The sequence below is a fragment of the Acinetobacter sp. DMC2 genome (genome assembly GCF_056314305.1).
In genome coordinates this window covers 218,290-243,146 of the sequence record NZ_JBQUYP010000002.1, presented here as the reverse complement: position 1 = coordinate 243,146, position 24,857 = coordinate 218,290, and the positions used below count along the sequence as shown (strand labels likewise).

Below are 24,857 nucleotides of genomic sequence, written 5' to 3'. Positions count from 1 at the left end.
TTAATGAGAAAAAAAGAAAAGCCCACAACGGGCCTTTCTTTAATTTATTTTGTTTAGAAAGGAAGGCGAGTAAGTTGGTCTAAGAAATGCGGAATAACTTTTGGTTCAAGTAAAATTGTTACGATGATTCCGTAAGCCGCACCCCATAAATGAGCACTATGATTAATATGGCTATTACCACGTTTACCAGCCCAAATACTGTATGCCACATATAAAATTGCAAAAATAATAGCGGGTACAGGAATGAAAAATACGAAAATCAGCTTCCACGGCTGGAATAGGATATAAGCAAATAACACTGCCGAAACAGCACCTGAGGCTCCTAGGCTAGCCCAATTCGCATCATTTTTATGCTGTAAATAGCTCGGTAAAATCGCGAAGATTAAGCCACCTAAATAGAACAACACAAAACCCATGTCATAGAAATATTGGCGATAAAAACTTTCAATAATACTGCCAAAGAAAAACAGGGTAATCATGTTGAAAAGTAGATGTGTTCCATCGGCATGGATAAAGCCATGAGTAATGAAGCGATCAATCTGTCCACGTTGCATTGCAGGTGGCCAAAAAATCAGCCGGTTCATCACGTTTTGGTTGCTAAAAGCAATTAAAGAGATAATGACCGTAATAATAATAAGAGTAACTGTATGGTTAAATGGCAAATGCAACATAAGAAATATTTAAAAAATGATCAATACTGGCTCAATAATGCCATTAAAAACTTAAGTTGAAACCCTGTTGTGTATAAATCCGACAAATTTAGTTGATTTTTTTTAAATCCACCTCATCTTCGGTTAATATAAAGGCATCAGCTTGAGGAATATTGTTATGTCGACTGAGAACACCAACACTGCTGTTGCAGAAGAAATTCCAAACCTTTTGATTACACCATCTGCACAAGAGTATTTGCACGATTTATTAACGAAGCAAAATACTCCGGGAATTGGCGTTCGAGTTTTTGTTGAACATCCGGGTACGCCACGTGCAGAATGTTGTATGGCATATAGTGCACCAGAAGAAGTGATCCCAACGGATTATAAACAGGACTATCCTGATTTTCCTGCGTATATTGATGCGCCATCTATTCCTTATCTTTTAGATGCTGTAATCGATTACAACAAGGACCGTTTTGGTGGTCAGCTTACCTTCCGTGCTCCAAATTCTAAAGTTCCACGTGTTGGTCCAGATGCTTCGATTGAAGAACGTATTACTTACATTCTTCAAGCAGAAATTAACCCAGGTCTTGCAGGGCATGGCGGAAATTGTAGCTTGGTAGAAGTACAAGATGACCCAGAACATGGTTTAACTGCTGTATTAAAATTTGGTGGTGGTTGCCAAGGCTGTTCGGCAATTGACGTTACCTTGAAACAGGGCGTTGAAACTACTTTAAGAGAGCAGATTCCTGAGCTTCAACGTGTGGTCGACCAAACAGACCATACACAAGCTGAAGGTGCTTATTTCAAATAATCAAATTGTTTGAAAAGTGACATAAAAAAGCCTCGCCATGAGGTTTTTTTATTATTCAATATAAATAATGATAATTATTATCAATATCATTTGTAATTTTATTTAGATTTGTTACAATGCCGAACTTAAAATGAGAGATGTTTAATAAATCAATATATTGGGAATACTTATGTCGAAGCGTATTATCCAGTCAGTGCTTTCTGTTTCAGTACTGGCAAGTATGATGTCTATGGCTTATGCTGCACAAAATGAGCAAGAACAAGCTGAACAAGCATTAGAAAAGCCTGCTGAACCTGTGAAATTGGAAACAATTTTCGTAACTGCTGAAGAGCAAGTGAAGCAATCGCTCGGTGTGTCGGTTATTACCAAAGAAGATTTAGAAAAACTACCAGTTCGTAATGATATTTCTGACTATGTACGCCGTATGCCGGGTGTTAATTTAACAGGCAACAGTGCAACGGGGCAGCGTGGTAATAATAGACAAATTGATATTCGTGGAATGGGGCCAGAAAATACACTCATTTTGGTGGATGGAAAACCAATTAACTCTCGTAATTCAGTTCGTTATGGCTGGAAAGGAGAGCGTGATACACGAGGTGATTCAAACTGGGTGCCCGCAGAAGCAATCGAATCTATTGAAGTTTTACGTGGACCTGCTGCAGCTCGCTATGGCTCGGGGGCAGCAGGTGGTGTGGTTAACATCGTTACTAAAAAAGTGACGAATGAAACCCATGGCTCAGTAGAGTTTTATACTTCACAACCTGAAGATTCTAAAGAAGGTGCATCAAATCGTGTTGGCTTTAACGTAAGTGGGCCATTGATTAAAGACGTTTTGTCTTATCGTTTATATGGTAATTACAATAAAACAGAAGCTGACGATGTCGATATTAATAAATCAATAGGCAGTACTGCAGCTGGCCGTGAAGGCGTTAAAAATAAAGATATTTCAGGCCGTTTAGCTTGGCAAGCAACAGATCAACAAACTGTCTTGCTCGATGTCTCTTCTAGTAAACAAGGTAATATTTATTCTGGTGATTCTCAGTTAAATGCAAATGCTGAAGCAGATGCGATTCTTTCGGAACTTATTGGTAAAGAAACCAATACCATGTACCGTGATAGTTATGCATTGACGCATGAAGGGGATTGGTCTTGGGGTAAGAGTAAATTAGTTGCTCAATATGATAAAACTCATAATAAACGTTTGCCTGAAGGCCTTGCTGGAAGTGTAGAAGGAAAAATTAATAATCTTGATAATAAAGCTACTTCACGTTTAGAAACTCTTCGTTTAAATGGTGAAGCCAATATTCCTTTTGAATATTATGTACCACACGTGTTAACACTCGGGACTGAATGGGTTGAAGACAGATTTAAAGATAATGTTTCGACAACTCAAGGTACAGACAGTAGTGGTTCAGGTTACGGCGATCAATTAGCTAAAGGCAATCGTAGTAAAATGGAATCACGTATTGCTTCTGCATATATCGAAGATAACTTAAAACTTACTGATAGCACCGATGCTGTATTAGGTTTACGTTTCGATGATCACAGTAAATCTGGTTCTAACTGGAGCCCAAGCTTAAACATTACTCAAAGACTCAATGATTATTTCACTTTAAAAGGTGGGGTAGCAAAAGCGTATAAAGCACCAAATATGTATCAAAATGCCGAAGGGTACTTACTCAGTACGAACGGCAATGGTTGTCCATCTAATATTGAGTCACGTTGTTTATTGCAAGGTAATGGTGATTTAAAACCAGAAACTTCGGTAAACAAAGAGCTTGGTATCCAGTTCCAAAAAGATATCGTGAATGCGAGCTTAACGTGGTTCCGTAACGATTATAAAGATAAGATTGTGGCTGGTACAAACGTTGTTGGAACAGTGGATGGCTCAAGTACCAACGCAAATACAGGCGCTGTGACCAACACCAAGTGGAATATCTTACGTTGGGAAAATACGCCTAAAGCATTAATTCAAGGTTTTGAAGGAAGTTTAGGCTTAGACTTTGGCGACATTCGCTGGACCAATAACTTTACTTACATGATGGACTCGAAAGATAAGCAAACGGGTAACCCATTATCTTTGGTTCCAAACTATACGATTAACTCAATTTTCGATTATGACATCACAGATCAGTTAGATGTGAATTTTGTCTTCACTCAATATGGCCGCCAAAAGTCGCGTCAGTTTGCTGAAAATAGAATTGAATCGGGCATTGGTTCAGGTGGAACAAATTCTGCGATTAAGCCAAGTACTGTAAAAAGCTATAGTACTGCTGGAATTAATGTTGGTTATAAAATTTCAGATAATATAAGTACGCGTGTTGGCGTAAGTAACTTGTTTGATAAACAAATTTTAAGAGACAGCAATTCGATCAGCCAAACCTACAATGAGCCAGGTCGAGCTTATTACGCTTCTTTAAAATATTCTTTCTAATCAAGACAAATAACAAAGGCGCTTTAAGCGCCTTTGTTATTTATAATATTTAATGCTTTTTCAGAATAATAAAATTTCTCTAGGTAAACACGAGCACGGCGTCTTAAATGCCCCGTTGTAACTAATTGCTGTAATACAGGCACAAGTAACTGAGTGAGTTCATGTTGAATTAAACTTTCATTAATATTGAGATCACGAAGTAGCAAGTCAAAATTACGTTCCTGATTTCGAACATACCACGTATAAACACCATCATGGACTTGTTGTTTCAGGTAAGAAGTTTGGCGAATGTGATCCCAAATCTCGTGTCCTAAACCTACAGTTTTTGATAAATCTTGAACTTCTATATAGTTTTTTAAAACAGAAAGTGGCATAGATTTAACTTTATGCCAAATATTTGCCTGAAAATGATAGAGCTTATCATTGTCAAAATGTTGGTTTAAAACGCGCTCACTCATTTGACTCAATTTTAAAATATTCTTTTGCAAATAATGATTAATCGTGTCGTCTAGATTTGAATCAGTCACTGTTTCTAGAACAGATTTCCCCATTTTCATAAAACGGCCTACACCCGGCACACGTTTTGACATAGATTCATCTAAGTAATCATGCATTGTTTGTTGAATCAATTGAGTCAAGAGTGCTGAAAATGCAGGATTATTCACAATCGTTTTAATGATTTTTTTACGATGCTGTTCTTTACTTGCAACGTATTGCGCAATTCCATCAATTGTTAAAACAGGAATAACATCTTCAATTGTTGTATTTTCATTGGCTGGATGAATAAGTGCAAAGCGAATATGTTCTGCAATTTGTTCAAGCAGAAAATCAGAAGCAGGAGTTTCTAAAATCTGCTTTTGAATCAGTTGCTGGATTTGTTCAAAGGTCCAGAGGTGCTGTAGTTGCCGACTACCCAACCAATGATAAAATTGCTCAAATTCTTGTTGAATAATTTGGGGCTGAGCAAATTCCTCATCTAAAAAATCAAGATGAGCTTCAATGAGTTTTTCTATAAGCGGTTGGGTAGACATAAGGTCTCACAAGTCCGAAGTTTTATTTAGGGTGTAGTCGTTTTTGAAGACTGATTTGTTTCTACTTTAAGTAAAAACGGTACATATTGTTGAATAACCAGCTGCTCGGCTTCCAATATTGGCATATGGCCGACATTCTCTAAAATAACCGGAGGTTGGGCATTCTTTAAAAGTCGTTTTAGTTCACTTGCTACTTCTACGTTAATAATCTTATCTTGCTTACCCCATAAAATCAGTGTTGGTGCATCGATTGTCTTGGTGAGCACTGCAAATGAATCTGGCGTATAGACTTTATTGAGTGCAATCAGTTGATCAACCAGTTTTTGCGTTTGAGGCGCCTGATTAATCATCAGCTTTTCTTGAGCTTGAAGGAACTCTTTAGGAATAAATGGAGGATTAAACATGGTTTGCTTTAACAAATAGTTAAAGTCACCTTTTTTAGATACTAAAAGTTGTTTTAAGTAGGCTGGATCTTTTAGGTAAATTGTATTTGCAGAACGGAAAATACCGCCACTATCAACCAAGAATAGACTTTTAGTTTCAAATGGATATTGTCCAGCATAGAGTAGGGCAATCGAACCACCAAGTGAGTGGCCAGCAATGTGAATTGGGCCTTTTAAATTGGCAGCTTCAACAAATCGACGTAACTTTTCGGCAAGATTAGGTACTGAGTAGTCGAAATCCTGTGCAACTAAGGTTTCACCACTACCCGGTAAGTCTGGAATAATAACGTGGTAATTTGCTGTGAGATAACGCGCAACTCGGTTCCAGTTATCACGACTCCCTCCTAATCCATGAATAAGGAGCAACGTCGGTTTAGCAGTAGAACCACCTTCACTATATGACCATGTAACCTCGCCAACTTTTAAACTTTTACTTTGTAAACCTGCCCAACTGCGCTCTTGCTGTAAAATATTCTGAAAGTTTATATCCATCGTATCAGCTGCTTGCGTCTGAAAAACACCTGTTATTGTTATAAGGCTACAAGCCAAGGCAAGTGCCATAGCTGTTTTCTTTATGGTTGTTTTGGTTGATACAAACAGCGTCGTCATAAGATTTCATCCTTGAGGCATAAGCGAGTTTGAAAATTATTGAAAAACTTTGCCAATGAGTCATTTGCCAAATGATCAAAAGGAGAAAAATTATAGTCAATCCGAGAACCAAAGTATGTCTATTTTTTCGCTAAACAGTAAGGAATTTGCGATAAACATTACATTCAAATAGAGATCGTATTTTTAAATTTTTTCATGGAAAATGATTTAATTTTTTGTCAGTGACATTCAAATTTTGACACATTAAAATGATTTCCAACCTTGAAAAAACAATGGAAATATAAAATGCCTACCGCGCAAGAAGTTTTAGATCGTCTGAAAGCTGGTAATCAACGATTTGTAAATGGAAATAGTTCCCTTGCAAAAACCTTATCGCATCATGAACGCGCTGAAATGGCAAAGGATCAAAATCCGTTTGCGATTGTATTAGGTTGTTCAGATTCACGTGTTCCAGCAGAAATGGTATTTGATCAAGGTCTTGGTGACTTATTCGTAATTCGTGTTGCTGGTAATGTGGTTGCTCCTTCACAAGTCGGTAGTGTTGAGTTCGCGGCAGAACGCTATGACTGTCCAGTTGTTGTTGTGTTGGGACATAGTCATTGTGGTGCTATTCAAGCAACAATTGATACGTTAATGAATCCTGATCACCCACCATCATCTAACTTAATGTCGATTGTGAACCGTGTTCGTCCGTCAGTTGAAATTTTAATGCAAACTGATTTAAAAAATGATTTGAAAAAACTTTCATGTCATGCGGTACGTTCAAACGTTTTTGCTTCGGTCAATCAATTACGTCATGGTTCGGCTGTGTTAGAGAGCCTGATTGCGAAAGGTGAGTTGATTGTTGTTGGTGCAGAATATTCGCTAGAAACTGGTGAAGTAACCTTCTTTGATTTCTGATTATATTAATAATAATGCTTAAAACTAAAAGGTGCCTACAGGGCACCTTTTATATATGGATAAGCTAAATTAAGTAATTTTGACTGTGCTTGAGCATTGGGATGAATCAAGTCATTTTGCATAAGCTGTTTTTGACCTGCGACTCCATCAAGAAAAAATGGTAGTAATTTCACCTGATATTTTTGGCTTGCAACTTTATAGTTATTTTCAAAAGCTTTGCTATATGCAGCCCCATAATTTGGCGGAATTTTCATGCCAAAAAGAATAACTTGGGCTTTTTGTTTCTGACTTAATTGAATGAGCTGATCCAGATTTTTTTGAATCATTTGAGGCGGTTGACCACGCAAGCCATCATTTCCACCTAATTCAATCACGACCACATTTGGCTTATAGGTCTGTAATAGCTTAGGTAACCGGGCTAAAGCGCCGCTGGTTGTTTCTCCACTAACACTTGCATTGACCACTTTGTGTTGTTTGGGATACTGTTGGTCTAAGCGTTTTTGCAGTAATTGTACCCAACCTTGTTTGGGATCAATTCCGTAACCGGCACTAATACTATCTCCTAAAATTAAAATAGTTTTCGCCGATACAAGCATAGGCAGCATACTTAATGAGATGAGCATGATGCTTTTAGAACCAATCAAAAAAGATTTATACATTTGTACTTCGACCCTGATTCTGAATACATAGGACTTTTTACATCATGCCACAACCCATCATTGCTGCCCATCAAGTTACACAAACTATTCAGATTAACCAAAATCAGTTTACGATTTTAAAAGATATCGATTTAAAGATTTTTGAAGGGGAGCAGGTGGCAATTACTGGGCGTTCTGGCTCAGGTAAATCGACCTTACTAGGAATTTTGGCAACTTTAGATCAACCGTCTGAAGGTGAAGTTTGGCTGTGTGGGCAAGCTGTTCATCAGTTAACAGAAGAACAACGTGCCCAAATCAGAATGCAGCATATTGGTTTCGTATTTCAGTCTTTTCAACTTTTACCTCAGTTGAGTGCGCTTGAAAATGTGATGTTGCCTTTACGGTTACGTAAAGATTTTGATTATAAAACCGCAGAGAAAAAAGCTTTAGATTGGTTGCATCGAGTAGGGCTTAGTCGTCAAGTTGAACAAACACCTAAAGTCTTATCTGGAGGGGAGCAACAACGCGTGGCGATTGCACGAGCTCTTATTGCAGAACCACAAATTATTTTTGCGGATGAACCGACAGGAAATTTAGATGGTCAGACAGCACAAGAAATTGAAAGTTTGCTTTTTGATTTAAACCGAGAGTTAGGTACGACTCTGATCTTAGTGACCCATGATCGTAATTTGGCCGCTCTTTGTCAGCGTCATGTTGAGTTAGATGATGGCCGACTAAAGACAGTACAGGGTGGTTAAATTATGCGTAATCTTCTAAAACCACTTTTGCTACAAAGTTTTCGTACGGGTGGATTATATCTGCTGATTATTGCTTTATCGCTTGCGATTAGTGCAACCACAGCCCTGAAATTTAGTAATGACCAAGTGAAGAATGCAGTCAGTCTGCAAGCCTCGCAAATGCTGGGTGCAGATTTAGTTCTGTCGAATAACGAGCCTATCGAACAGCTGTGGAAAAAAAGAGCAGAACAGCTTGGTTTAAAGCAAACTAATGTCACTCTATTTAGTTCTATGGCTCATACACAAGATCAGTTTGTCATGGTCAATGTAAAAGCGATAGAACCTGCATTTCCACTCAGAGGACAGCTTGAAATTGCGCCAAAAACTCAAGCGATTCAATCTGGTGAAGTCTGGCTAAGTCAAAGAGCGGCGGACTTATTAAAAGTAAAAAGGGGAGATATTGTTTCTATTGCTGACGGAACCTTCCGTTTTAGCGGCGTGATTGTGCGTGATTCAAATCAAGAGCTCGGTTTTTCAGGTTTTTCACCTACCGTTATTATTCATCAAGCCGATATTGCTAAAACTCATGCAATTCAAACTGGCAGTAGAATCGATTATCGACTGTTAATGTCTGGTCAACCTGAACAAGTTCAGGCATTTTCAAAGCAATTTAAGCAACAGCATCAACCTTCTAAAGAACCAGATGAAACGGCAGGTTTGCGTTTACGTGATGCGAGTGAATCAAATAGTCGGTTATTACGTCCACTTGAAAACCTAGATACCTTTTTGCAATTAGCCAATATTTTAACGATTTTGTTGTGTGGAATTGCCATCGCTTTAACGAGTCAAAGATATGTTCAGCAAAACCAAGATCATATTGCACTTCTTAGATGCTTAGGCGCTAGTAAGTTCCAAATTTTATGGGCCTATATTGGATTGCTTTGCATTGTCAGTGCGATTTCAATTGTGATGGGCAGTCTATTAGGTTTAGTCATGGGGTATGGTCTGCTGCAACTTATGCTGCAATTGATTCCTCAATTAGAGTTAAGTTTTTCGCTAATACCGCTTTTACTTGGACCTTTACCAATCGCTATTTTTACCAGTGTAATTGTGCTGCTTGGTTTTATTTTGCCAAGCATTTGGGAGCTTTTAAATACACCTCCAATTCGGGTGATTCGCGAAGAAGCCAAATCTCGAAAATCATTATTCTTTATGTTTTTTGCTGGCATTAGCAGTCTGATTGTTTTTAGTTTGGTATTGAGTGAAAACTTGATGCTCAGCATTATGGTTTTGGCTGCGATTATTGTTCTTTGTATTTTGCTGTATACCGTTGTTTGGCTCGTGCTTCGTAGTTTAAAAAAGATGAAAAATCGTTTGTCTTTTTATATTCGATCGCCCTCGCAAAGTGCCTTACAAATTACTGCACTGGCTTTAGGCTTAAGCCTCATTACTGTATTAAGCGTATTAAGAACAGATTTATTACAGCGTTGGCAGCAACAGCTTCCTGAAGGAACCCCGAATCAATTTGTATATGGTTTACCTCCATTCGATTTAAAACCTTTTGAGCAGCAATTAAAGCTACATGGTTGGCAAAGCACGCCGCTCTATCCAAATATCCGAGGGCGACTGGTAGCAAAGAATGATGTACCTTTTTCAGAAGAAGCCATAAAACAAAATAACTCTTTGCGCCGTGAGTTAAATCTGACGCAATCGAATCAATTACCGAATGACAATGCAATTACAAAAGGACAAATCCAGTTTAATGGCGTGGGGCAAGTTTCAGTCGAAAGTAAAACTGCCGAAAGTTTGGGAATCCAAATTGGAGACAAGCTGACCTTTAGCCTGCCTGAAGGTACATTACAAGCCAAAGTTGTGAATTTCCGGAGTGTAGAGTGGGAAAGCTTTAGCCCTAACTTTTTCTTTATTTTTTCCCCTAAAACCTTAGATGAAAATGCTGGAAGTTATTTAGGTAGTTTCTATGTACCTAAGCAAGATCAACCTAAAATGATCAATATTATTCAGCAGTTCTCAAATACAGTATTTATTGATGTTGATCGAATTTTAGATGAAGTAAAACGCTTAATGAATGTCTTGGTCAAAATAGTGACTGTACTGGCAGCGTTAGTTGGTTTTTCAGGCGTATTAGTACTGATTGCATGTTTAAACCTATTAATGGATGAAAGGCGCCGTGAGGTTGCTTTACTACGCTCATTTGGTCTATCTAAAAATAAAATGAAGCAAATGCTCAGTTTTGAGATTGGGTTTCTTGGTCTGTTAGCAGGCATAGTTGCCTGCTGTTTTGCGGAGGTGATTAGTGCGATTGCTAGTCATAAAATGAATATGGCAATACAGTGGCATTTTGAAATATGGCTGATTTTACCTCTTGGCATGATGCTGATTTGTGCGTTGATAGGTCGTTATCGACTCGGTTATCTTTGCAACTTACCACCTTTACAAAGCTTAAGAGAATTAAATCAGCTGTAACTTAAGGAATAATGCCAGGATTTTGGATGATGATTTCATGCCATAGCGGAAGTAAAGGTGAGTTGAGTTGTACACAGTACATATAAAAACCACCCGTAATGATTACTGCGCCTAATAAGCCTAAAATCTTGAGCACACTTTTAAACTTACTGACGTAGCTTAAGTACCACATCAGTGCAAGGAATGCTCCAATAACCATGCCGCCAATATGTGCGGCATTATTAATACCAGTTGCGACAAAACCAAAAATAAGGTTGATTGCCATAATCATTAATAATGCTTTTTTATCGAGTATGTAGGCTTGATGTGGAAGTGGTGGAAATAAGGAAAGTACGGTTAACGCAGCACCTAATCCCATTACGGCGCCTGAAGCACCTGCACTGACATGAGGAAGTAAGCTCTGGTCAAAATGTTGCAGTAATTCATGTCCATTTTGAATGGTCATATAGCTACTGAGCAGACTGCCGAATAAACCAGCAAGTAAATACATGCCTATAAAATAGAAGCGACCAAATAGTGACTCGGCAACATTACCGAAAATATATAAGGCCCACATGTTGAGCATGAGATGGACTAAACCAAAATGAAAAAACATGCTGGTAAATAGACGTTCAGGCTGCCCAGAAAAAGTAAGTGGTGTAAAATCAGCTCCCCAATGAATAGCATCTTTCATGGCTGGATCGCTAATATCGACGCCAGATAGAATTTGCCAGACAAACAAACCTACATTGATTGCGATGAGCAGGGCAGTCAGCCACCAAGTTTGTACATTGAGTTTACGATTAATGTGCGGAGGCTGATATTGAGTCATGCTATGCTTTTGTTATATATGAACATGCTTTACAGCTTAACATGAAAAAAGTTGAATACAGGAGATCAGGACGAACATGAAAGCTTTTATTGTTCGCGTGTTGTTAATTTTTATTGGGGCGATTCTCCTTATTCAACTTTGGATTTTTTCGAGTTTGGTCTGGTGGCGGACACATGAAGTGGATACCACCATGTTTATGCGAATTGATTATTGGTCTGATACATCTGAGCCAATTGTCCATCAGTGGCTGGACTATGATGATATCAGCGACAATTTTAAACATGCAATTTTAGCGGGCGAAGATGCAAAGTTTATCCATCATCATGGCTTTGACTGGCAAGGTATCCGTTTTGCCCTTGAGCGAAATAATGAAGAGGGTGAAGTGGTTGCGGGTGGTTCTACTGTGTCTCAACAGCTTGCAAAGAACTTGTTTTTATACAACAAACGTTCATTTATTCGTAAAGGCCAAGAAACGGTCGCGACTTGGATGATGGAGCGGATGTGGTCAAAACGCCGAATTCTTGAGGTGTATATGAACTCAGTTGAATTTGGCAAAAATTTGTATGGTGTTGAAGCAGCCGCTCATCATTATTATGGTAAAAGTGCTAAAAGCTTAACGCGTGAACAAGCCGCTTTCTTAGCTGCGTTATTGCCTGATCCGAAATATTATCAAGATCATCGTAACGATCATAAACTACAATATAGAAAACGCGTTATTTTACGTTATATGAATAGCACCCAGATTCCTGAATAAAGCTGTTTTAAAGATGTGTAAATTTTTTAGTTTTTACCAAATTGTCATATTTTTGCAGCATACTGGTTTATAGAGATTTTGGCTGGATAGAGAATAGAGTTAGACATGAATACAGCGATTACAGCAACAACGACCCCAATAGAATATAGTTATAATGACCGTTATATAAATCGTGAATTGTCTATTCTTGACTTCCATTTGCGTGTATTGGAGCAAGCGGTAGACCCTTTACATCCATTGCTTGAGCGAATGAATTTCTTGCTCATTTTCTCGCGTAATCTCGATGAGTTCTTTGAAATTCGTGTTGCTGGGGTAATGGAACAATTTTCTCTGGGCAACGAAAGTCGGAGCCCAGATGGTCTTACCCCAAGACAGGTTTTACAAAAAATCTCTGAAACTGCTCATGCTGCGATTGAGCGTCAATATCGAATTTTAAATGAAGAAATCTTACCTAAGTTACGTGAAGAAGATATTTGCTTCCTACGTCGTGGTGAGTTAACTCCAGCTCAATCTGCTTGGGTAAAAAAATATTTTCAAGAACAAGTCGCACCTGTATTAACCCCAATTAGTCTAGATCCAGCACATCCGTTTCCTCGACTTGTTAATAAAAGCTTGAACTTCATTATTACGCTTGAAGGTAAAGATGCTTTTGGTCGTCAAATTGATTTAGCTGTTGTACCTGCACCTCGTTCATTACCTCGCGTTGTACGTCTACCAGACGAATTAACCGGTGGAAAAGAACATCATGTGATGTTGTCGGCAATTATCCATGAACATGTGTCTGATTTATTCCCAGGAATGACAGCAACTGGATGCTACCAATTCCGTGTTACACGTAATGCAGACTTGGCACTGAATGAAGATGTTGAAGACTTAGCTAAAGCATTAAAAGGTGAATTAAGTTCTCGACGTTTTGGTCGTGCAGTTCGCTTGGAAGTAACCCATAACTGCCCACAGCATATTTATGAGTACTTACTGGAAGAGTTCGATTTAACTGATGAGCAATTATATAAAGTTGATGGTCCAGTAAACTTAGCTCGTCTAGTTTCAAACTTTAAACGTCCTCATTTACGTTATGACTCGCATACGCCGGTTGTGCCTAAAGTGTTTAAAAAGACCGAGAGCATTTTCTCAGCAATGCAGAAGCAAGATATTTTACTGCATCATCCGTTTGAATCTTTTGCTCCTGTGATTCAGCTACTTCGTGAAGCTGCTCGCGATCCGCAAGTATTAGCAATTAAGCAGACGTTATATCGTAGTGGTGCTGATTCTGAGATTGTACAAATTTTGGCAGAAGCGGCGCGTAATGGAAAAGAAGTTATTGCCGTTATTGAATTACGTGCTCGCTTTGATGAAGAATCAAATATTGAAGTAGCAAACGTTTTACAAGAAGCAGGGGCAGTCGTTGTTTACGGTATTGTAGGTTATAAAACTCACGCCAAAATGATTATGGTGGTTCGCCGTGAAAATAATAAATTGGTGCGTTATGTTCATTTAGGAACGGGTAACTACCATGCGATGAATGCCCGAATTTATACCGATTATGGTCTCATGACTACAGATAAAGATCTGTGTGAAGACGTACATCGTATATTCCAAGAGTTGACCGGCATGGGGAAAATGGCGAAATTGAAAAAGCTATTACATGCACCGTTTACCCTACATGCTCAGCTTATTAACTTTATTGATGAAGAAATTGCCAATGCTAAAGCAGGCCGTAAAGCTCAGATCATTGTTAAAGTAAATGCATTAACCGAAGTCCAGTTAATCAATAAATTGTATGAAGCTTCTCAGGCGGGTGTTCAAATTGACCTGATTATCCGTTCGATTTGCTGCTTACGTCCAGGTTTGCCGAACCTGTCGGAGAATATTCGGGTGCGTTCAATTGTAGGACGTTTCCTTGAGCATACTCGTGTTTATTACTTCAGTAATAATGGCGATGCACGTATTTACTGTTCAAGTGCAGACTGGATGGACCGCAATTTATTTAATCGTGTAGAAGCGTGTTTCCCTGTTGAAGACCCTGCATTGAAAAAACGTATTTATCAACAAGGTTTGGTAAATTACTTACAAGATAATCAACAGGCTTGGTTGCTTCAAGGTGATGGTACGTGGATTCGTGCTGAGCCAGCAGAGGGTGAAAAATTGCATAATGCTCAAAGAGCATTATTGGAAATCATTAAATAATGAACTTTCAAGACTAAATAAAAGCCGACATTTTGTCGGCTTTTTTAATTGACTGAAATTCCAAGTAATTTAGTTAGTTTTTCTAAATGGTTGCTGGATAAACGATAATAATTTGAAGTACTGCAATATGTTTCGAAAATATGTGATTTTTTACATAAAACATTGAATTTTAAAAATATACAAATCACGAGAAATCTACTTTAATACGCCGCATTAAATATACTTAACTTTGGTAAATGAATAAGATGCAATGCTTTATTAGAAGTTTACTTATTAAAATACTTTTGGGGATAATACCAGTGACCGCTTACGCAGATCAGAAGTGTTATGGAGATATCATCGTATTTCAAAGATTTGATGATCAAGCGATATATCCTTATTTTGTAAATCCTTCTAATGATAAAGCTAACAAAAATGGAGAGAAAAATAAAAAAATAATCATCCAAAAGAGAAAATCAAAACAAGATGAGTTTTTAGCCCAAAAGAAAGTTGAAGATGTCCACACCAAGAAAATAGAAGAAAAGAAAAATTTTGACAGTAAAAAGCAACTTGATGCAGCTGTCGCTAAAGAAATCTTGGAAAATGGTGAAAAGAAATGGATGGTACAAGTTGCGCTAGCATCTAATCAAAATAAAGCAAATACGGTTCAGTCGCAGTTAGAAGCAAAAGGGTACAAGGTTGTAACCAGTGCAACGACTAAAGGCATACGGGTCATGGTAGACCCTGCAAATGACTATGCCATTGCACAAATTATTAGAGAAAAAATTATTGCTGATAATAGTTTGAATATGCCATCTGCTTGGGTGTTTAAGTGGGCATCCTTAACACCGCAATAAAATAAAAAGGAGTCCGAAGACTCCTTTTTTTATTCATGTATTCTTGTGGTAATTTTCTGCATAATTTGCAGTAATACATCGAACTCACTTTGCAATGGTGTACTTTTACGAGTCACTAAAGCTAAAGTACGGCTCGGTGCATCTTCAATTGGTTTTGCAGTAATCTGATCATTAAACTTGATCATACTATTTTCAATTGCAATTTCTGGTAAAAGCGTAAAGCCTAAATCAGAAGAAACCATTTCAACTAACGTTGGTAACGAGCTTGCTTTTAAACGGTTGTCGTTTTTACGCTCACCGATAGGGCATGCACTTAAAACGTGGTCACGTAAACAGTGACCTTCTTCAAGCAAAATTAATCTTGATAAATCAAGATCATCTAGAGAGTTTGCTTGAAGAGCATTTGTATCTTGCTTACTACATACAAGGTACAAGTTTTCTTTCGAAATTTCAGCGACTTTTAGGCCTCTAGTGTCAAACGGTAGAGCAAGAACGATCATGTCTAGATTACCGTGTTCTAAACGCTCTACAATTTTTTCACTTTGTGCTTCATGCAAATGCAGCTGAATTTTAGGCAACTGCTGATGCACTTCATCAAGTAACCGTGTCAGGATAAAAGGTGCAATTGTTGGAATAACACCCAAATGCAAATCACCCGTTAACGGCTCACTCATTTCACGGCTCAAACGCATTAAATCTTGAGCATCTGCTAGTAGTACACGGGCGCGAGCAACGACTTGTTCACCTAAAGGTGTTAAACGCACATTCTGGCGATCACGTTCTACCAAAACGCCACCTAATAACCGTTCAAGCTCCATGATGCCGCCTGATAAAGTCGATTGAGTGACAAAAGAGCGGCGTGCTGCTTCAGTAAAATGCAAAGTTTCCGACAACGTAACTAAATATGATAGCTGTCTTAATGAGGGTAATGCAGCCATAGTGTCCTAGTCTGATGATTTAAAATGATGCGCAAATAAACCGCTAAGCTGTGGAATAAAATGTGCAGGGATATCATGCCCCATTCCATCAATTAATTCAAACTTAGCACCGGAAATTGCTTTTGCTACAGCCTTACCGTGGCTAGGCGGAAGTAAGCGATCGCGAGAGCCATGTAGGACTAAAGCAGGTTGCTTAATTTCACGGTCGAGTTGTAGTAAAGAGCCTGTACATAATATTGCTAAAAACTGTTGAAGTACACCAGCAGGATAGTAGCTACGTTGATAAAGCCTACGTGCTGTTTGTATTGCTTCAATTTGGTTGATATAACCAGGTGAACCAATCAATTGAAATAGTTTTAAACTATGATTAACAATACCTTCTTCGTCACGTGTCTCGGGTTTACCAATTAAACTCAAAAGTTGTTTCGGAAAAGGAGGTGGTAAAAAAGGCTGGTTATTGCTTGTAAACATAAGCCCTAACTTCTCAACCTTTTCTGGATATTTTGCCGCAAGAATTTGAGCAATCATCCCACCCATTGATGCGCCAATTACATGTGCTTTGTTCACGCCTAAACGATCAATCAACATAGATACATCATCTGCCATATCATGCAGCGTATAAGGTGCACCCTGATTAGCTAGTCCCAGTGCAAAGCGGCCCATCAATTTGACAGTATTTAAGCGTTTACCTTCGTGGCGTACTTTTGAAGAAAGGCCAATATCACGGTTATCAAAACGAATAACACGGAATCCTTGATCAATCAGCGATTTACAGAAAAAATCTGGCCAAAAAAGCATCTGGGCGCCAAGACCCATAATCAGCAAAATGGTTGGATGCTCTGGCTTTCCACCGACCTCTACATGCAACTCAATTCCATTGCCTAAGTTGACTTTGGTTTCTTGCATGAAAGATGTGTACGGTGAAATGTTAAACTGTAAGGCGCTATTCATGTTATTCATTCCTTAAAGGAATACTCTCTAACTGAGTATTCCTGATACAAACCTTATGCTTGGGCTGGAATAAGATCTGGAACAAGCTTTGTTAAAGTTAAGCGTTGTTTACCTGCGGTTACACCTAACAATACAAAACCACGCAATGTTCCTTCATTGTCAATTGCTTTGGCAAGCATACCATCGTCGAACTCTTCTGTTTCCCAGTTCACTTCTACATCAACCGGCGCTGGCAAAACTGTAAGTGGAGCAGCTGGCGTTTTTACTGCAACTGGCATAGCAGGGTAGTGCACAGCTGTTTGTTGTCCACTGAGTGTTTTTGCGAGAGCACGAGCCTGTTGCATAATCGGCATTACATATGGCAGTAAAGTACCGTTTACCTCTGCACAATCCCCAATTGCGTAGATGTCTGCTTGATTTGTTTCCAATAAGCCATTGGTAATAATTCCACGGCTGGTTTGAATATCCGCACTTTTAGCAAGTGAAATATTTGGCTGTAAACCAATTGCAGAAAGAACAAGGTCCGCAACCAATGTTTGTCCGTTTGCGAGTGTTATTGCATAGTCTTCGCCATTATTAATTTTACTTACTTTTTCAACCGTGGTTCCAAGTGCAAATTTTACTCCAGCTTCCTCAAGATTTTGTTGGAAAGCAGAGGCAATATGTCCTGGAAGTAAACGGCCTAATGGTTGAGGAGCCAAATCAATCACAGTAATGTCATATTCACTATGCAGTAAGTCATTGGCAAATTCACAACCAATTAAACCAGCACCTAAAATAACAACACGTTTATCTTTACGCTGAGCTAGATTTTCACGAAAAGCGCGGTAATCAATCAATGAGTTCACGACATGAATGTCATCGCTACCATCACCTGCAATTGCAAGGCGAATTGGGTTAGCACCTACGGCTAAAATCAGTTTTGAATAGGGTTGCTGGGAAGTTACACCATCCTTTTCTAAAACAAGTTCATGGCGTTCAGCTAAAATCTCTTTTACAAAAGTAAAAGACTCAATACGCATATTGAGTTGAGTACTCATTTTAGCAGCATCACCTAAAGGAATTTGTTCTGGTGCTTTTTTACCTGCAAATGCATTTGATAATGTTGGCTTTGCATAGTTCACTGCATCATCCGCACAAATCATCACAAGTTCTTGCTCTGGGCTAAGCTTACGGAACTCACGTGCCAAGGTATAACCCGCCATGCCTGATCCGATAATGACGATAGGATGCATTTTTTTCTCCAGAGTTAGAATTATTTATTTAATACAGTGATTGGTAATATTCGTAAAAAAGACCATGTCTATCATGGCCTTTTACTTTGCATTCTTAGATTTCGATCATTTCGAAGTCAGCTTTTGAAACGCCGCAATCAGGGCAAGTCCAGTCATCAGGAATATCTTCCCATTTTGTTCCAGCTGCAATGCCGTCTTGTGGCCAACCTTCCGCTTCGTCATAAATCCATCCACAAACGATACATTGATATTTTTTCATGAGACTCTCCGCACTGATAAGTTTGCTCAAAGCTGCCTTTCAGTAAAACTATTCCATCTATTAATAATGTAACTACGATCCGGTCAATAATAACCAATGTGCCTTTGATCGGATATCAAATTTTTACGCAGTTCTACATTCAAAGTAAAGTAAATAACGGAGTTTAATCATTCGTAAGCAAAGATGAATGGCAGGTTAGGACAAATAAGTGGTTATTTAGGCAAAACTTCGCCATAAATTAATAATAACTAATGCATTCTTACAATTAATTTTATTTGTGAAAATATCATGAAATAAAGATTACCTCATCAGTTAAAAGATTCACTTCATACGAAAGCTAAATAACAACAAACTACGATGCTACAGAATGTCATTATTAAAACCGAAAATTAAAATTTACTGTCATTAAGACGGTATAAATCAGGGAAGTGAAATATGGAAAATTTAGTATATGAAGTGGAAATTGATGCTCCTATAGAAAAAGTGTGGGACATACTTTGGAATAGTGAGACATATAACGCTTGGACGAAATTCTTTGCGCCAGATTCTTCTATGCGTACCGACTGGCAAGTAGGTGGAAAAACTTATTTTCTTGATGGTGAAGGAAATGGGATGGTTTCTACCATTGAACAAATGCAAAAACCGGAAATATTGATTTTTAAACATTTAGGCATGATTAAGGAGGGTAAAGAAGATTTAGAAAGTGAAGAAGTTAAAGGTTGGAGTGGTTCTCAAGAAAAATATTTTCTAAACCAAAAAGATAATATAACCACTTTGAAAGTTGAATTGGCCACCTTGCCCGAATATATGGGTATGTTGAAAAGTGGCTTCGTTCAAGGTTTTGATGTGGTTAAAAAAATGGCAGAAGCAAAATAAAGCTTCTTTACATCAGATATAAACCAGTTTTTTATAATCAAGCGATATAAATCTAGGCCAAATATTTTTTATAAATTTTTATAATCAGATCATTAATTCGAGAAGGATAGGCCAAGCGATGATGTCCACCTTCAAACGTTTCAATATTCATGTAGGGTGCAAGTTTTTCTTGAACCTGATACATATCAAGTTGCTCATCTCCTAATTCTAAATAGGCCATTTTAGGATTAGAGAGCATGAGTTCATCTTCAGAAAGCTGAGGGTAGTCTGCCCGAAAATTAGGGGTGAGACTTGGATTTGCCACTATCACCGCTAATTTATGTTGAGCAGCAGTTTTTAGGGCCCAATAGCCTCCAATGCTATGACCTACCAATAAATCGGGTTTGATCGTCTGAATAGCCTGATGGTAAAAATACTCAACAGATGCATAACTTAAGTTACGATAATCGACGTCAATACAAAATTTTTCAGGATGTAAAATGGCATGGAACTTTGTCGATTCCCGGGAAGAATCCAAGCCATGTAAAAATAGAATTTTCATTATTTACGACACAATCTCATTGATAAAATAAAAGGCAAATCGGGCCTTTTGAATATCGAGGTTATTTGGATTTTTTTATATTTTACTAAATGCTTTAAAAAATGATCTTAGCGATTGGTCTAAGTCACTTTGTCTTTAAAAAGTAGTGTTTTGTTCTATAAAATTGTCTTTTTTCATTTTTGTTTGATTGAAATCATTCGAAAAACTCCCGCAATCTGTTAGGATATAGCACTTAATTTTTACTTAATCGAGGCAGAGATGACGCAACAAAACGCTCAATCGACTTCTGAACCAACTATTTCCGAAAACGATTTAATTGCACAGCGTCATGCCAAATTAAAGCAAATCCAAGATGTTGCGAAGGAAACTGGAAAGAGTCCTTGGCCGAATACGTTTAAGCGTGAACACTACGCAGCTGATCTACAAGAACAATTTAAAGATCAGTCGAAAGAACAAATTGAAAGCGCTGAGCATGTCTATGTAAAAGTGGCTGGCCGTGTCATGTTAAACCGTGGTTCTTTCATGGTTATTCAAGATATGACAGGTCGTATTCAGCTATATGTTGACCGTAAAGGTTTACCAAAAGATATTCTTGAGACTATTAAAGGTTTAGACCTTGGTGACATTATTGCTGCCGAAGGTTATATCGGACGTTCAGGAAAAGGTGACTTATATGTTCACCTTGAAGGTTTTGAACTTCTTACAAAATCTCTTCGTCCGCTACCAGATAAATTCCATGGCTTAAATGACACAGAAGTTAAGTACCGTAAACGTTACCTAGACTTAATTGTGAATGAAGAAACACGTAAAACTTTTGAAATCCGTGCCAAAGTCGTTGCTGGTATTCGAGCATTCTTAAACAATGAACGTTTCATGGAAGTTGAAACGCCAATGATGCATGTGATTCCGGGTGGTGCGTCTGCGCGTCCATTTGAAACACATCATAATGCTTTGGATATGCCTTTATTCTTACGTATTGCACCTGAGCTTTATTTAAAACGTTTGGTTGTTGGTGGTTTCGAGCGTGTGTTTGAAATTAACCGTAACTTCCGTAATGAAGGGGTGTCAACGCGTCACAACCCTGAATTTACGATGATCGAGTTTTATCAAGCTTATGCTGATTATAAAGACTTGATGCAATTAACTGAAAACATGCTTGAAAAGTTGGCTTTGGATATTTTGGGTACAACTGATGTCCCTTACCAAGGTGAAGTGTTTAGCTTCAAAGGGCCATTCAAGAAAATCTCTATGTTTGATGCGATTTTAGAGAATAACCCACAATTTACGCCTGAAAATGTTGGTGATCGTGAGTTCCTTGCTCAATTTATTCGCGAAGAATTAAAAGAACAAGTTAAGCCAAGTTTTGGTTTAGGTAAGCTTCAAACCATTGTATTTGAAGAAACTGTTGAAACCAAACTTCGTCAGCCTACATTTATTACTGAATATCCAGCTGAAACTTCTCCACTTGCTCGTCGTAATGATGACAATGCACATATTACTGATCGTTTTGAGTTTTTCATCGGTGGTCGTGAATTGGCAAATGGTTTCAGCGAGTTAAACGATCCAATTGATCAAGCTGAACGTTTCCAAGCTCAGGTTGCTGAAAAAGACGCTGGTGATGATGAAGCAATGCATTACGATGCAGAATTCGTTGAAGCGCTTGAGTATGGTTTACCACCTACCGCAGGTGAAGGTATTGGTATTGACCGTTTGGTTATGTTATTTGCAGATGCTCCAAGTATTCGTGATGTAATTTTATTCCCTCATATGCGCCGTAAAGAAGGTTAATCTTCTAAAGGCAAAAAAGGCAGTATTTATACTGCCTTTTTTTATTACTTTTATATCTCAAAAACTTACCTATCTACACTAATCTTAAAATAGCGTTAAAAAATGTAATTGCACAGTTTAACAATTGCAAAGTTGTGATAAAAAATTTAAGGTGTTGCTCATAAATAACTTTGAGAATTGGCTGGCATGTTTCTAAGAAAAACACTTTCGATTGCAATATTGGCAACTGCTTCATCCGCTATTTTTGCACAAGGTTTAGTGCTAAATAATGAGGACTTACGTACAGACTTAAATTGGTTAAATCAACAAGGTGTTATCAAGATTAGCACCTCAACTTGGCCGTTAAGTGGTGATGAAATCCAGAGAGCACTCTCTCAAGCACAAGTGACGCATCCAGCTCAACAAAAAGTTATTAATTCAGTTCTTGATGCATTAAAAGCAGATAACAATACGGTTAAAGTGGGCGCTTTTGCTGAGACCGATAGCAAAAATATTCCGCAAGCATTCGGTGATAACCAAAAAGCTCAATATCAAGGTTCTTTAGAGTTTAATGCTGGTGGTGAAAACTGGGATGCAAAAATCCGAGTAAATGCAGAAAAAGATCCACAAATTGATAATGGGCAAGATGTGAATGTTGAAGGCTCATATGTCGCTGGTAAACTTTGGAATCAGTGGATAGTTGCTGGTCAAATTCCAACATGGTGGGGTCCTGGCCATGATGGTAGCTTAATTCGTGGTGATGCTAGCCGCCCAGTTTATGGCGTAACAGCACAACGTGCTGTGCAAAATGCGTTTGATACAAAATGGTTATCTTGGATTGGACCTTGGCAATACCAAGCTTTTGCTGGTCAATTAGATGACTATAAAGCAGTACCTGATGCTAAATTAATTGGATTGCGTGTAACTGCACAACCATTGCCATATATTGAGTTGGGTGCATCGCGTGCTATTCAATGGGGTGGTGATGGACGTCCTGAAAGTTTTAGTTCTTTATGGGATGCATTTGTTGGCAATAAAGATAATGGTGGAACTGGTGAACCAGATCCATCAAACCAAATTGCTGGTTTCGATGGTCGCTTATTATTACAACCGCTATTCCAGGTTCCAGTTAGCATATATGGACAATATGTAGGTGAAGATGAAGCGGGGGGGTTACCTTCTAAGAAAATGTACTTAGCAGGTGTCGACTATTCATCTAGCTACAATAACTTGCCTTATCAACTTTATGCAGAATGGGCAGATACACGTACTAATGGTGATGTAAGAGGTATCTCTTATGCTCATTCAACTTATAAAGATGGTTATTACCAACATGGTTACCCATTAGGTCATGCGATGGGTGGTGATGGACAAATGTACTCAGTGGGTGGAGATATCCGCTTTGATGTCATGAACCGTTTAAGTGGTCGTGCTATGGTGGTTAAGGTTAACCAATCTAACCAGACAATCAATAAAGCATTCCCTAAAGACGATGAAATTAAAGCGCTTGATTTAACTTGGACACATTTCATCAAACCTGATCTTCCGTTAAAAATTAATGGTTGGGTAAGTGATTCTGATCTAGAAGGTAATGACGCAGGTGCATCTATTGGGATTGAAATTCCATTAGAACGTAAAATGTTCGGTTTCTAAGAATAGATCATATTTTAGAAAAGAGAAGCGATCAAAGCTTCTCTTTTTTTATGGTTTTTAGAGAAATCTAAAGGCTAGAACATAATTTGCTTAAGTTCGCTACACAAGCTACGATTGCAAAGTTGTGCAAGTGAATCAGCATATTATATGTATATGATGAAATCGAATATCAATATGAAAAAACAAGCAAAAGAAATCGGTTTTAAATCACTATAATGCATAACTAATGCTATAAGCCATATATAGGTTTATGGTTGGATTATCTATCACGAAAAATTGGAGTTGTTATGGCACTCGTTCCTCCACATGGTCTTCTAGGTGGTGGTTTAATACTACTTCTAGATTTTATGAGCAAAATGGATAGAGAAGGACGTGTTCATGACTGAATCAAGACTCACACATCTCAAGCAACTTGAAGCTGAAAGTATTCATATTATCCGTGAAGTTGCTGCTGAATTTGAAAATCCAGTCATGCTTTACTCAATTGGTAAAGATTCTGCGGTAATGCTTCACCTTGCGTTAAAAGCATTTTATCCAGCGAAACTTCCATTTCCTTTATTGCATGTAGATACAGGTTGGAAGTTTAAAGACATGATCGCGTTTCGCGATAATATGGCAAAAACGCATGGCTTTGATTTAATCGTTCATCAGAACAAAGAAGGTCGTGAAGCTGGAATTAATCCATTCGATCATGGTAGTTCAAAATATACAGATATTATGAAAACCCAAGCTTTAAAACAGGCTTTGGATAAATATCAATTTGATGCTGCTTTTGGTGGTGCACGTCGTGATGAAGAAAAATCACGCGCGAAAGAACGTGTTTATTCATTCCGTGATAGTAAGCACCGTTGGGACCCGAAAAACCAACGTCCTGAACTTTGGAATCTTTACAATGGTAAAGTGAACAAAGGTGAAAGTATTCGTGTATTCCCTTTATCTAACTGGACTGAGTTGGATATCTGGCAATATATCTATTTAGAAAATATTCAAATCGTTCCTCTTTATTTCTCTGCTGTTCGTCCAGTAGTAGAGCGTAGCGGTACATTAATCATGGTTGATGATGAACGTATGCGTTTAAAAGAAGGTGAAGTTCCACAGATGAAGTCTGTACGTTTCCGTACGCTTGGCTGTTATCCATTAACTGGTGCAGTTGAGTCTGAAGCAGATACGTTACCTGAAATTATCCAAGAGATGCTTTTAGCCACGAGTTCTGAGCGTCAAGGTCGTATGATTGACCATGATGAAGCGGGCTCAATGGAAAAGAAAAAGCAAGAAGGCTATTTCTAAGACAATTTCTAAATTTGTG

24 protein-coding genes are annotated in these 24,857 nt (G+C 38.2%); 13 read left to right on the top strand and 11 right to left on the bottom strand.

Annotated features, from left to right (window positions below):
* Positions 1–53: 53 nt before the first annotated feature.
* The gene (locus tag ACT53H_RS05495) at positions 54–671 is read right to left on the bottom strand and encodes a rhomboid family intramembrane serine protease (protein ID WP_013198625.1); all 618 of its coding nucleotides are present in this window, start codon (positions 669–671) and stop codon (positions 54–56) included.
* 157 nt (positions 672–828) lie between these two features.
* Here ACT53H_RS05495 and nfuA point away from each other — a divergent pair, with 157 nt between their 5' ends.
* Both nfuA and ACT53H_RS05485 read left to right on the top strand, forming a co-directional pair.
* Positions 829–1,467, top strand: coding sequence for a Fe-S biogenesis protein NfuA (gene nfuA / locus ACT53H_RS05490; RefSeq protein ID WP_004793993.1), 639 nt, complete (start codon positions 829–831; stop codon positions 1,465–1,467).
* Between the two features lie 169 nt (positions 1,468–1,636).
* Positions 1,637–3,901, top strand: coding sequence for a TonB-dependent siderophore receptor (locus tag ACT53H_RS05485; RefSeq protein ID WP_174742162.1), 2,265 nt, complete (start codon positions 1,637–1,639; stop codon positions 3,899–3,901).
* A 23-nt stretch (positions 3,902–3,924) separates the two neighbouring features.
* On the opposite strand, the gene ACT53H_RS05480 is transcribed toward ACT53H_RS05485, so the two are convergent.
* Complete coding sequence (locus ACT53H_RS05480) at positions 3,925–4,932, bottom strand: hypothetical protein (RefSeq protein WP_476008817.1); 1,008 nt, start codon at positions 4,930–4,932, stop codon at positions 3,925–3,927.
* A gap of 26 nt (positions 4,933–4,958) precedes the next feature.
* Positions 4,959–5,984: an alpha/beta fold hydrolase gene (locus ACT53H_RS05475; protein ID WP_476008816.1), complete on the bottom strand. Its 1,026-nt coding sequence runs from the start codon at positions 5,982–5,984 to the stop codon at positions 4,959–4,961.
* A 285-nt stretch (positions 5,985–6,269) separates the two neighbouring features.
* On the opposite strand from ACT53H_RS05475, the gene ACT53H_RS05470 reads away from it, so the two are divergent.
* Positions 6,270–6,884: a carbonic anhydrase gene (locus tag ACT53H_RS05470; RefSeq protein WP_004793989.1), complete on the top strand. Its 615-nt coding sequence runs from the start codon at positions 6,270–6,272 to the stop codon at positions 6,882–6,884.
* A gap of 35 nt (positions 6,885–6,919) precedes the next feature.
* Here ACT53H_RS05470 and ACT53H_RS05465 read toward each other — a convergent pair whose 3' ends face one another.
* Positions 6,920–7,543, bottom strand: coding sequence for an arylesterase (locus tag ACT53H_RS05465; RefSeq protein WP_004793988.1), 624 nt, complete (start codon positions 7,541–7,543; stop codon positions 6,920–6,922).
* Positions 7,544–7,587: 44 nt separating this feature from the next.
* On the opposite strand from ACT53H_RS05465, the gene ACT53H_RS05460 reads away from it, so the two are divergent.
* The gene (locus tag ACT53H_RS05460) at positions 7,588–8,280 is read left to right on the top strand and encodes an ABC transporter ATP-binding protein (protein ID WP_107881114.1); all 693 of its coding nucleotides are present in this window, start codon (positions 7,588–7,590) and stop codon (positions 8,278–8,280) included.
* A 3-nt stretch (positions 8,281–8,283) separates the two neighbouring features.
* Complete coding sequence (locus tag ACT53H_RS05455) at positions 8,284–10,743, top strand: ABC transporter permease (protein ID WP_476008815.1); 2,460 nt, start codon at positions 8,284–8,286, stop codon at positions 10,741–10,743.
* Between the two features lies 1 nt (position 10,744).
* Here the strand turns inward: ACT53H_RS05455 and ACT53H_RS05450 are convergent, their stop codons facing one another.
* Positions 10,745–11,554 carry a rhomboid family intramembrane serine protease gene (locus ACT53H_RS05450; RefSeq protein ID WP_107881116.1) on the bottom strand — a complete coding sequence of 270 codons (810 nt, stop codon included), beginning with the start codon at positions 11,552–11,554 and terminating at the stop codon, positions 10,745–10,747.
* A 76-nt stretch (positions 11,555–11,630) separates the two neighbouring features.
* On the opposite strand from ACT53H_RS05450, the gene mtgA reads away from it, so the two are divergent.
* Positions 11,631–12,308: a monofunctional biosynthetic peptidoglycan transglycosylase gene (gene mtgA, locus ACT53H_RS05445; protein WP_004793982.1), complete on the top strand. Its 678-nt coding sequence runs from the start codon at positions 11,631–11,633 to the stop codon at positions 12,306–12,308.
* A gap of 105 nt (positions 12,309–12,413) precedes the next feature.
* On the top strand, positions 12,414–14,495 hold the full coding sequence (gene ppk1 / locus ACT53H_RS05440) for a polyphosphate kinase 1 (RefSeq protein ID WP_004793981.1): 2,082 nt from the start codon (positions 12,414–12,416) through the stop codon (positions 14,493–14,495).
* 44 nt (positions 14,496–14,539) lie between these two features.
* On the opposite strand, the gene ACT53H_RS05435 is transcribed toward ppk1, so the two are convergent.
* Positions 14,540–14,683, bottom strand: a complete 144-nt coding sequence (locus ACT53H_RS05435; RefSeq protein ID WP_151963413.1) for a hypothetical protein — start codon at positions 14,681–14,683, stop codon at positions 14,540–14,542.
* A 57-nt stretch (positions 14,684–14,740) separates the two neighbouring features.
* Here ACT53H_RS05435 and ACT53H_RS05430 point away from each other — a divergent pair, with 57 nt between their 5' ends.
* Positions 14,741–15,331, top strand: coding sequence for an SPOR domain-containing protein (locus tag ACT53H_RS05430; protein ID WP_476008904.1), 591 nt, complete (start codon positions 14,741–14,743; stop codon positions 15,329–15,331).
* 29 nt (positions 15,332–15,360) lie between these two features.
* On the opposite strand, the gene oxyR is transcribed toward ACT53H_RS05430, so the two are convergent.
* The 4 genes from oxyR to rubA form a co-directional block, all read right to left on the bottom strand.
* The gene (oxyR, locus tag ACT53H_RS05425) at positions 15,361–16,269 is read right to left on the bottom strand and encodes a LysR family transcriptional regulator OxyR (RefSeq protein ID WP_004793979.1); all 909 of its coding nucleotides are present in this window, start codon (positions 16,267–16,269) and stop codon (positions 15,361–15,363) included.
* A gap of 6 nt (positions 16,270–16,275) precedes the next feature.
* Positions 16,276–17,220: an esterase EstB gene (estB, locus tag ACT53H_RS05420; RefSeq protein WP_216069874.1), complete on the bottom strand. Its 945-nt coding sequence runs from the start codon at positions 17,218–17,220 to the stop codon at positions 16,276–16,278.
* A 53-nt stretch (positions 17,221–17,273) separates the two neighbouring features.
* Positions 17,274–18,455: a rubredoxin reductase RubB gene (gene rubB / locus ACT53H_RS05415; protein WP_174728558.1), complete on the bottom strand. Its 1,182-nt coding sequence runs from the start codon at positions 18,453–18,455 to the stop codon at positions 17,274–17,276.
* 94 nt (positions 18,456–18,549) lie between these two features.
* Positions 18,550–18,714, bottom strand: a complete 165-nt coding sequence (gene rubA, locus ACT53H_RS05410; RefSeq protein WP_000760495.1) for a rubredoxin RubA — start codon at positions 18,712–18,714, stop codon at positions 18,550–18,552.
* A 435-nt stretch (positions 18,715–19,149) separates the two neighbouring features.
* Here rubA and ACT53H_RS05405 point away from each other — a divergent pair, with 435 nt between their 5' ends.
* Positions 19,150–19,590, top strand: coding sequence for an SRPBCC family protein (locus ACT53H_RS05405; RefSeq protein WP_005303353.1), 441 nt, complete (start codon positions 19,150–19,152; stop codon positions 19,588–19,590).
* Between the two features lie 52 nt (positions 19,591–19,642).
* On the opposite strand, the gene ACT53H_RS05400 is transcribed toward ACT53H_RS05405, so the two are convergent.
* Positions 19,643–20,131 carry a YqiA/YcfP family alpha/beta fold hydrolase gene (locus ACT53H_RS05400; RefSeq protein ID WP_004793973.1) on the bottom strand — a complete coding sequence of 163 codons (489 nt, stop codon included), beginning with the start codon at positions 20,129–20,131 and terminating at the stop codon, positions 19,643–19,645.
* 258 nt (positions 20,132–20,389) lie between these two features.
* Here ACT53H_RS05400 and lysS point away from each other — a divergent pair, with 258 nt between their 5' ends.
* From lysS to cysD, 4 genes are all read left to right on the top strand, one after another.
* A complete protein-coding gene (gene lysS / locus ACT53H_RS05395) occupies positions 20,390–21,919 on the top strand; it encodes a lysine--tRNA ligase (RefSeq protein WP_476008814.1) in 1,530 nt (509 codons plus the stop codon).
* Between the two features lie 186 nt (positions 21,920–22,105).
* The gene (locus ACT53H_RS05390) at positions 22,106–23,551 is read left to right on the top strand and encodes a capsule assembly Wzi family protein (RefSeq protein WP_476008813.1); all 1,446 of its coding nucleotides are present in this window, start codon (positions 22,106–22,108) and stop codon (positions 23,549–23,551) included.
* Between the two features lie 254 nt (positions 23,552–23,805).
* Complete coding sequence (locus tag ACT53H_RS05385) at positions 23,806–23,937, top strand: hypothetical protein (RefSeq protein ID WP_081309848.1); 132 nt, start codon at positions 23,806–23,808, stop codon at positions 23,935–23,937.
* Positions 23,930–24,838, top strand: a complete 909-nt coding sequence (cysD, locus tag ACT53H_RS05380) for a sulfate adenylyltransferase subunit CysD (protein ID WP_000140408.1) — start codon at positions 23,930–23,932, stop codon at positions 24,836–24,838. Before ACT53H_RS05385 ends, cysD begins: the two co-directional genes overlap by 8 nt.
* The last annotated feature ends 19 nt before the right edge of the window (positions 24,839–24,857 follow it).

Excerpts from the sequence above, each read along its gene's own strand:
- ACT53H_RS05465 (WP_004793988.1), bottom strand. The coding sequence starts at position 7,543 with ATGTATAAATCTTTTTTGATTGGTTCTAAAAGCATCATGCTCATCTCA.
- estB (WP_216069874.1), bottom strand. The coding sequence starts at position 17,220 with ATGAATAGCGCCTTACAGTTTAACATTTCACCGTACACATCTTTCATG.
- cysD (WP_000140408.1), top strand. The coding sequence starts at position 23,930 with ATGACTGAATCAAGACTCACACATCTCAAGCAACTTGAAGCTGAAAGT.
- rubA (WP_000760495.1), bottom strand. The coding sequence starts at position 18,714 with ATGAAAAAATATCAATGTATCGTTTGTGGATGGATTTATGACGAAGCG.
- ACT53H_RS05405 (WP_005303353.1), top strand. The coding sequence starts at position 19,150 with ATGGAAAATTTAGTATATGAAGTGGAAATTGATGCTCCTATAGAAAAA.
- ACT53H_RS05475 (WP_476008816.1), bottom strand. The coding sequence starts at position 5,984 with ATGACGACGCTGTTTGTATCAACCAAAACAACCATAAAGAAAACAGCT.
- mtgA (WP_004793982.1), top strand. The coding sequence starts at position 11,631 with ATGAAAGCTTTTATTGTTCGCGTGTTGTTAATTTTTATTGGGGCGATT.
- ppk1 (WP_004793981.1), top strand. The coding sequence starts at position 12,414 with ATGAATACAGCGATTACAGCAACAACGACCCCAATAGAATATAGTTAT.
- ACT53H_RS05390 (WP_476008813.1), top strand. The coding sequence starts at position 22,106 with ATGTTTCTAAGAAAAACACTTTCGATTGCAATATTGGCAACTGCTTCA.
- oxyR (WP_004793979.1), bottom strand. The coding sequence starts at position 16,269 with ATGGCTGCATTACCCTCATTAAGACAGCTATCATATTTAGTTACGTTG.
- ACT53H_RS05455 (WP_476008815.1), top strand. The coding sequence starts at position 8,284 with ATGCGTAATCTTCTAAAACCACTTTTGCTACAAAGTTTTCGTACGGGT.
- nfuA (WP_004793993.1), top strand. The coding sequence starts at position 829 with ATGTCGACTGAGAACACCAACACTGCTGTTGCAGAAGAAATTCCAAAC.
- ACT53H_RS05460 (WP_107881114.1), top strand. The coding sequence starts at position 7,588 with ATGCCACAACCCATCATTGCTGCCCATCAAGTTACACAAACTATTCAG.
- ACT53H_RS05485 (WP_174742162.1), top strand. The coding sequence starts at position 1,637 with ATGTCGAAGCGTATTATCCAGTCAGTGCTTTCTGTTTCAGTACTGGCA.
- rubB (WP_174728558.1), bottom strand. The coding sequence starts at position 18,455 with ATGCATCCTATCGTCATTATCGGATCAGGCATGGCGGGTTATACCTTG.
- ACT53H_RS05470 (WP_004793989.1), top strand. The coding sequence starts at position 6,270 with ATGCCTACCGCGCAAGAAGTTTTAGATCGTCTGAAAGCTGGTAATCAA.
- lysS (WP_476008814.1), top strand. The coding sequence starts at position 20,390 with ATGACGCAACAAAACGCTCAATCGACTTCTGAACCAACTATTTCCGAA.
- ACT53H_RS05430 (WP_476008904.1), top strand. The coding sequence starts at position 14,741 with ATGCAATGCTTTATTAGAAGTTTACTTATTAAAATACTTTTGGGGATA.
- ACT53H_RS05400 (WP_004793973.1), bottom strand. The coding sequence starts at position 20,131 with ATGAAAATTCTATTTTTACATGGCTTGGATTCTTCCCGGGAATCGACA.
- ACT53H_RS05480 (WP_476008817.1), bottom strand. The coding sequence starts at position 4,932 with ATGTCTACCCAACCGCTTATAGAAAAACTCATTGAAGCTCATCTTGAT.
- ACT53H_RS05495 (WP_013198625.1), bottom strand. The coding sequence starts at position 671 with ATGTTGCATTTGCCATTTAACCATACAGTTACTCTTATTATTATTACG.
- ACT53H_RS05450 (WP_107881116.1), bottom strand. The coding sequence starts at position 11,554 with ATGACTCAATATCAGCCTCCGCACATTAATCGTAAACTCAATGTACAA.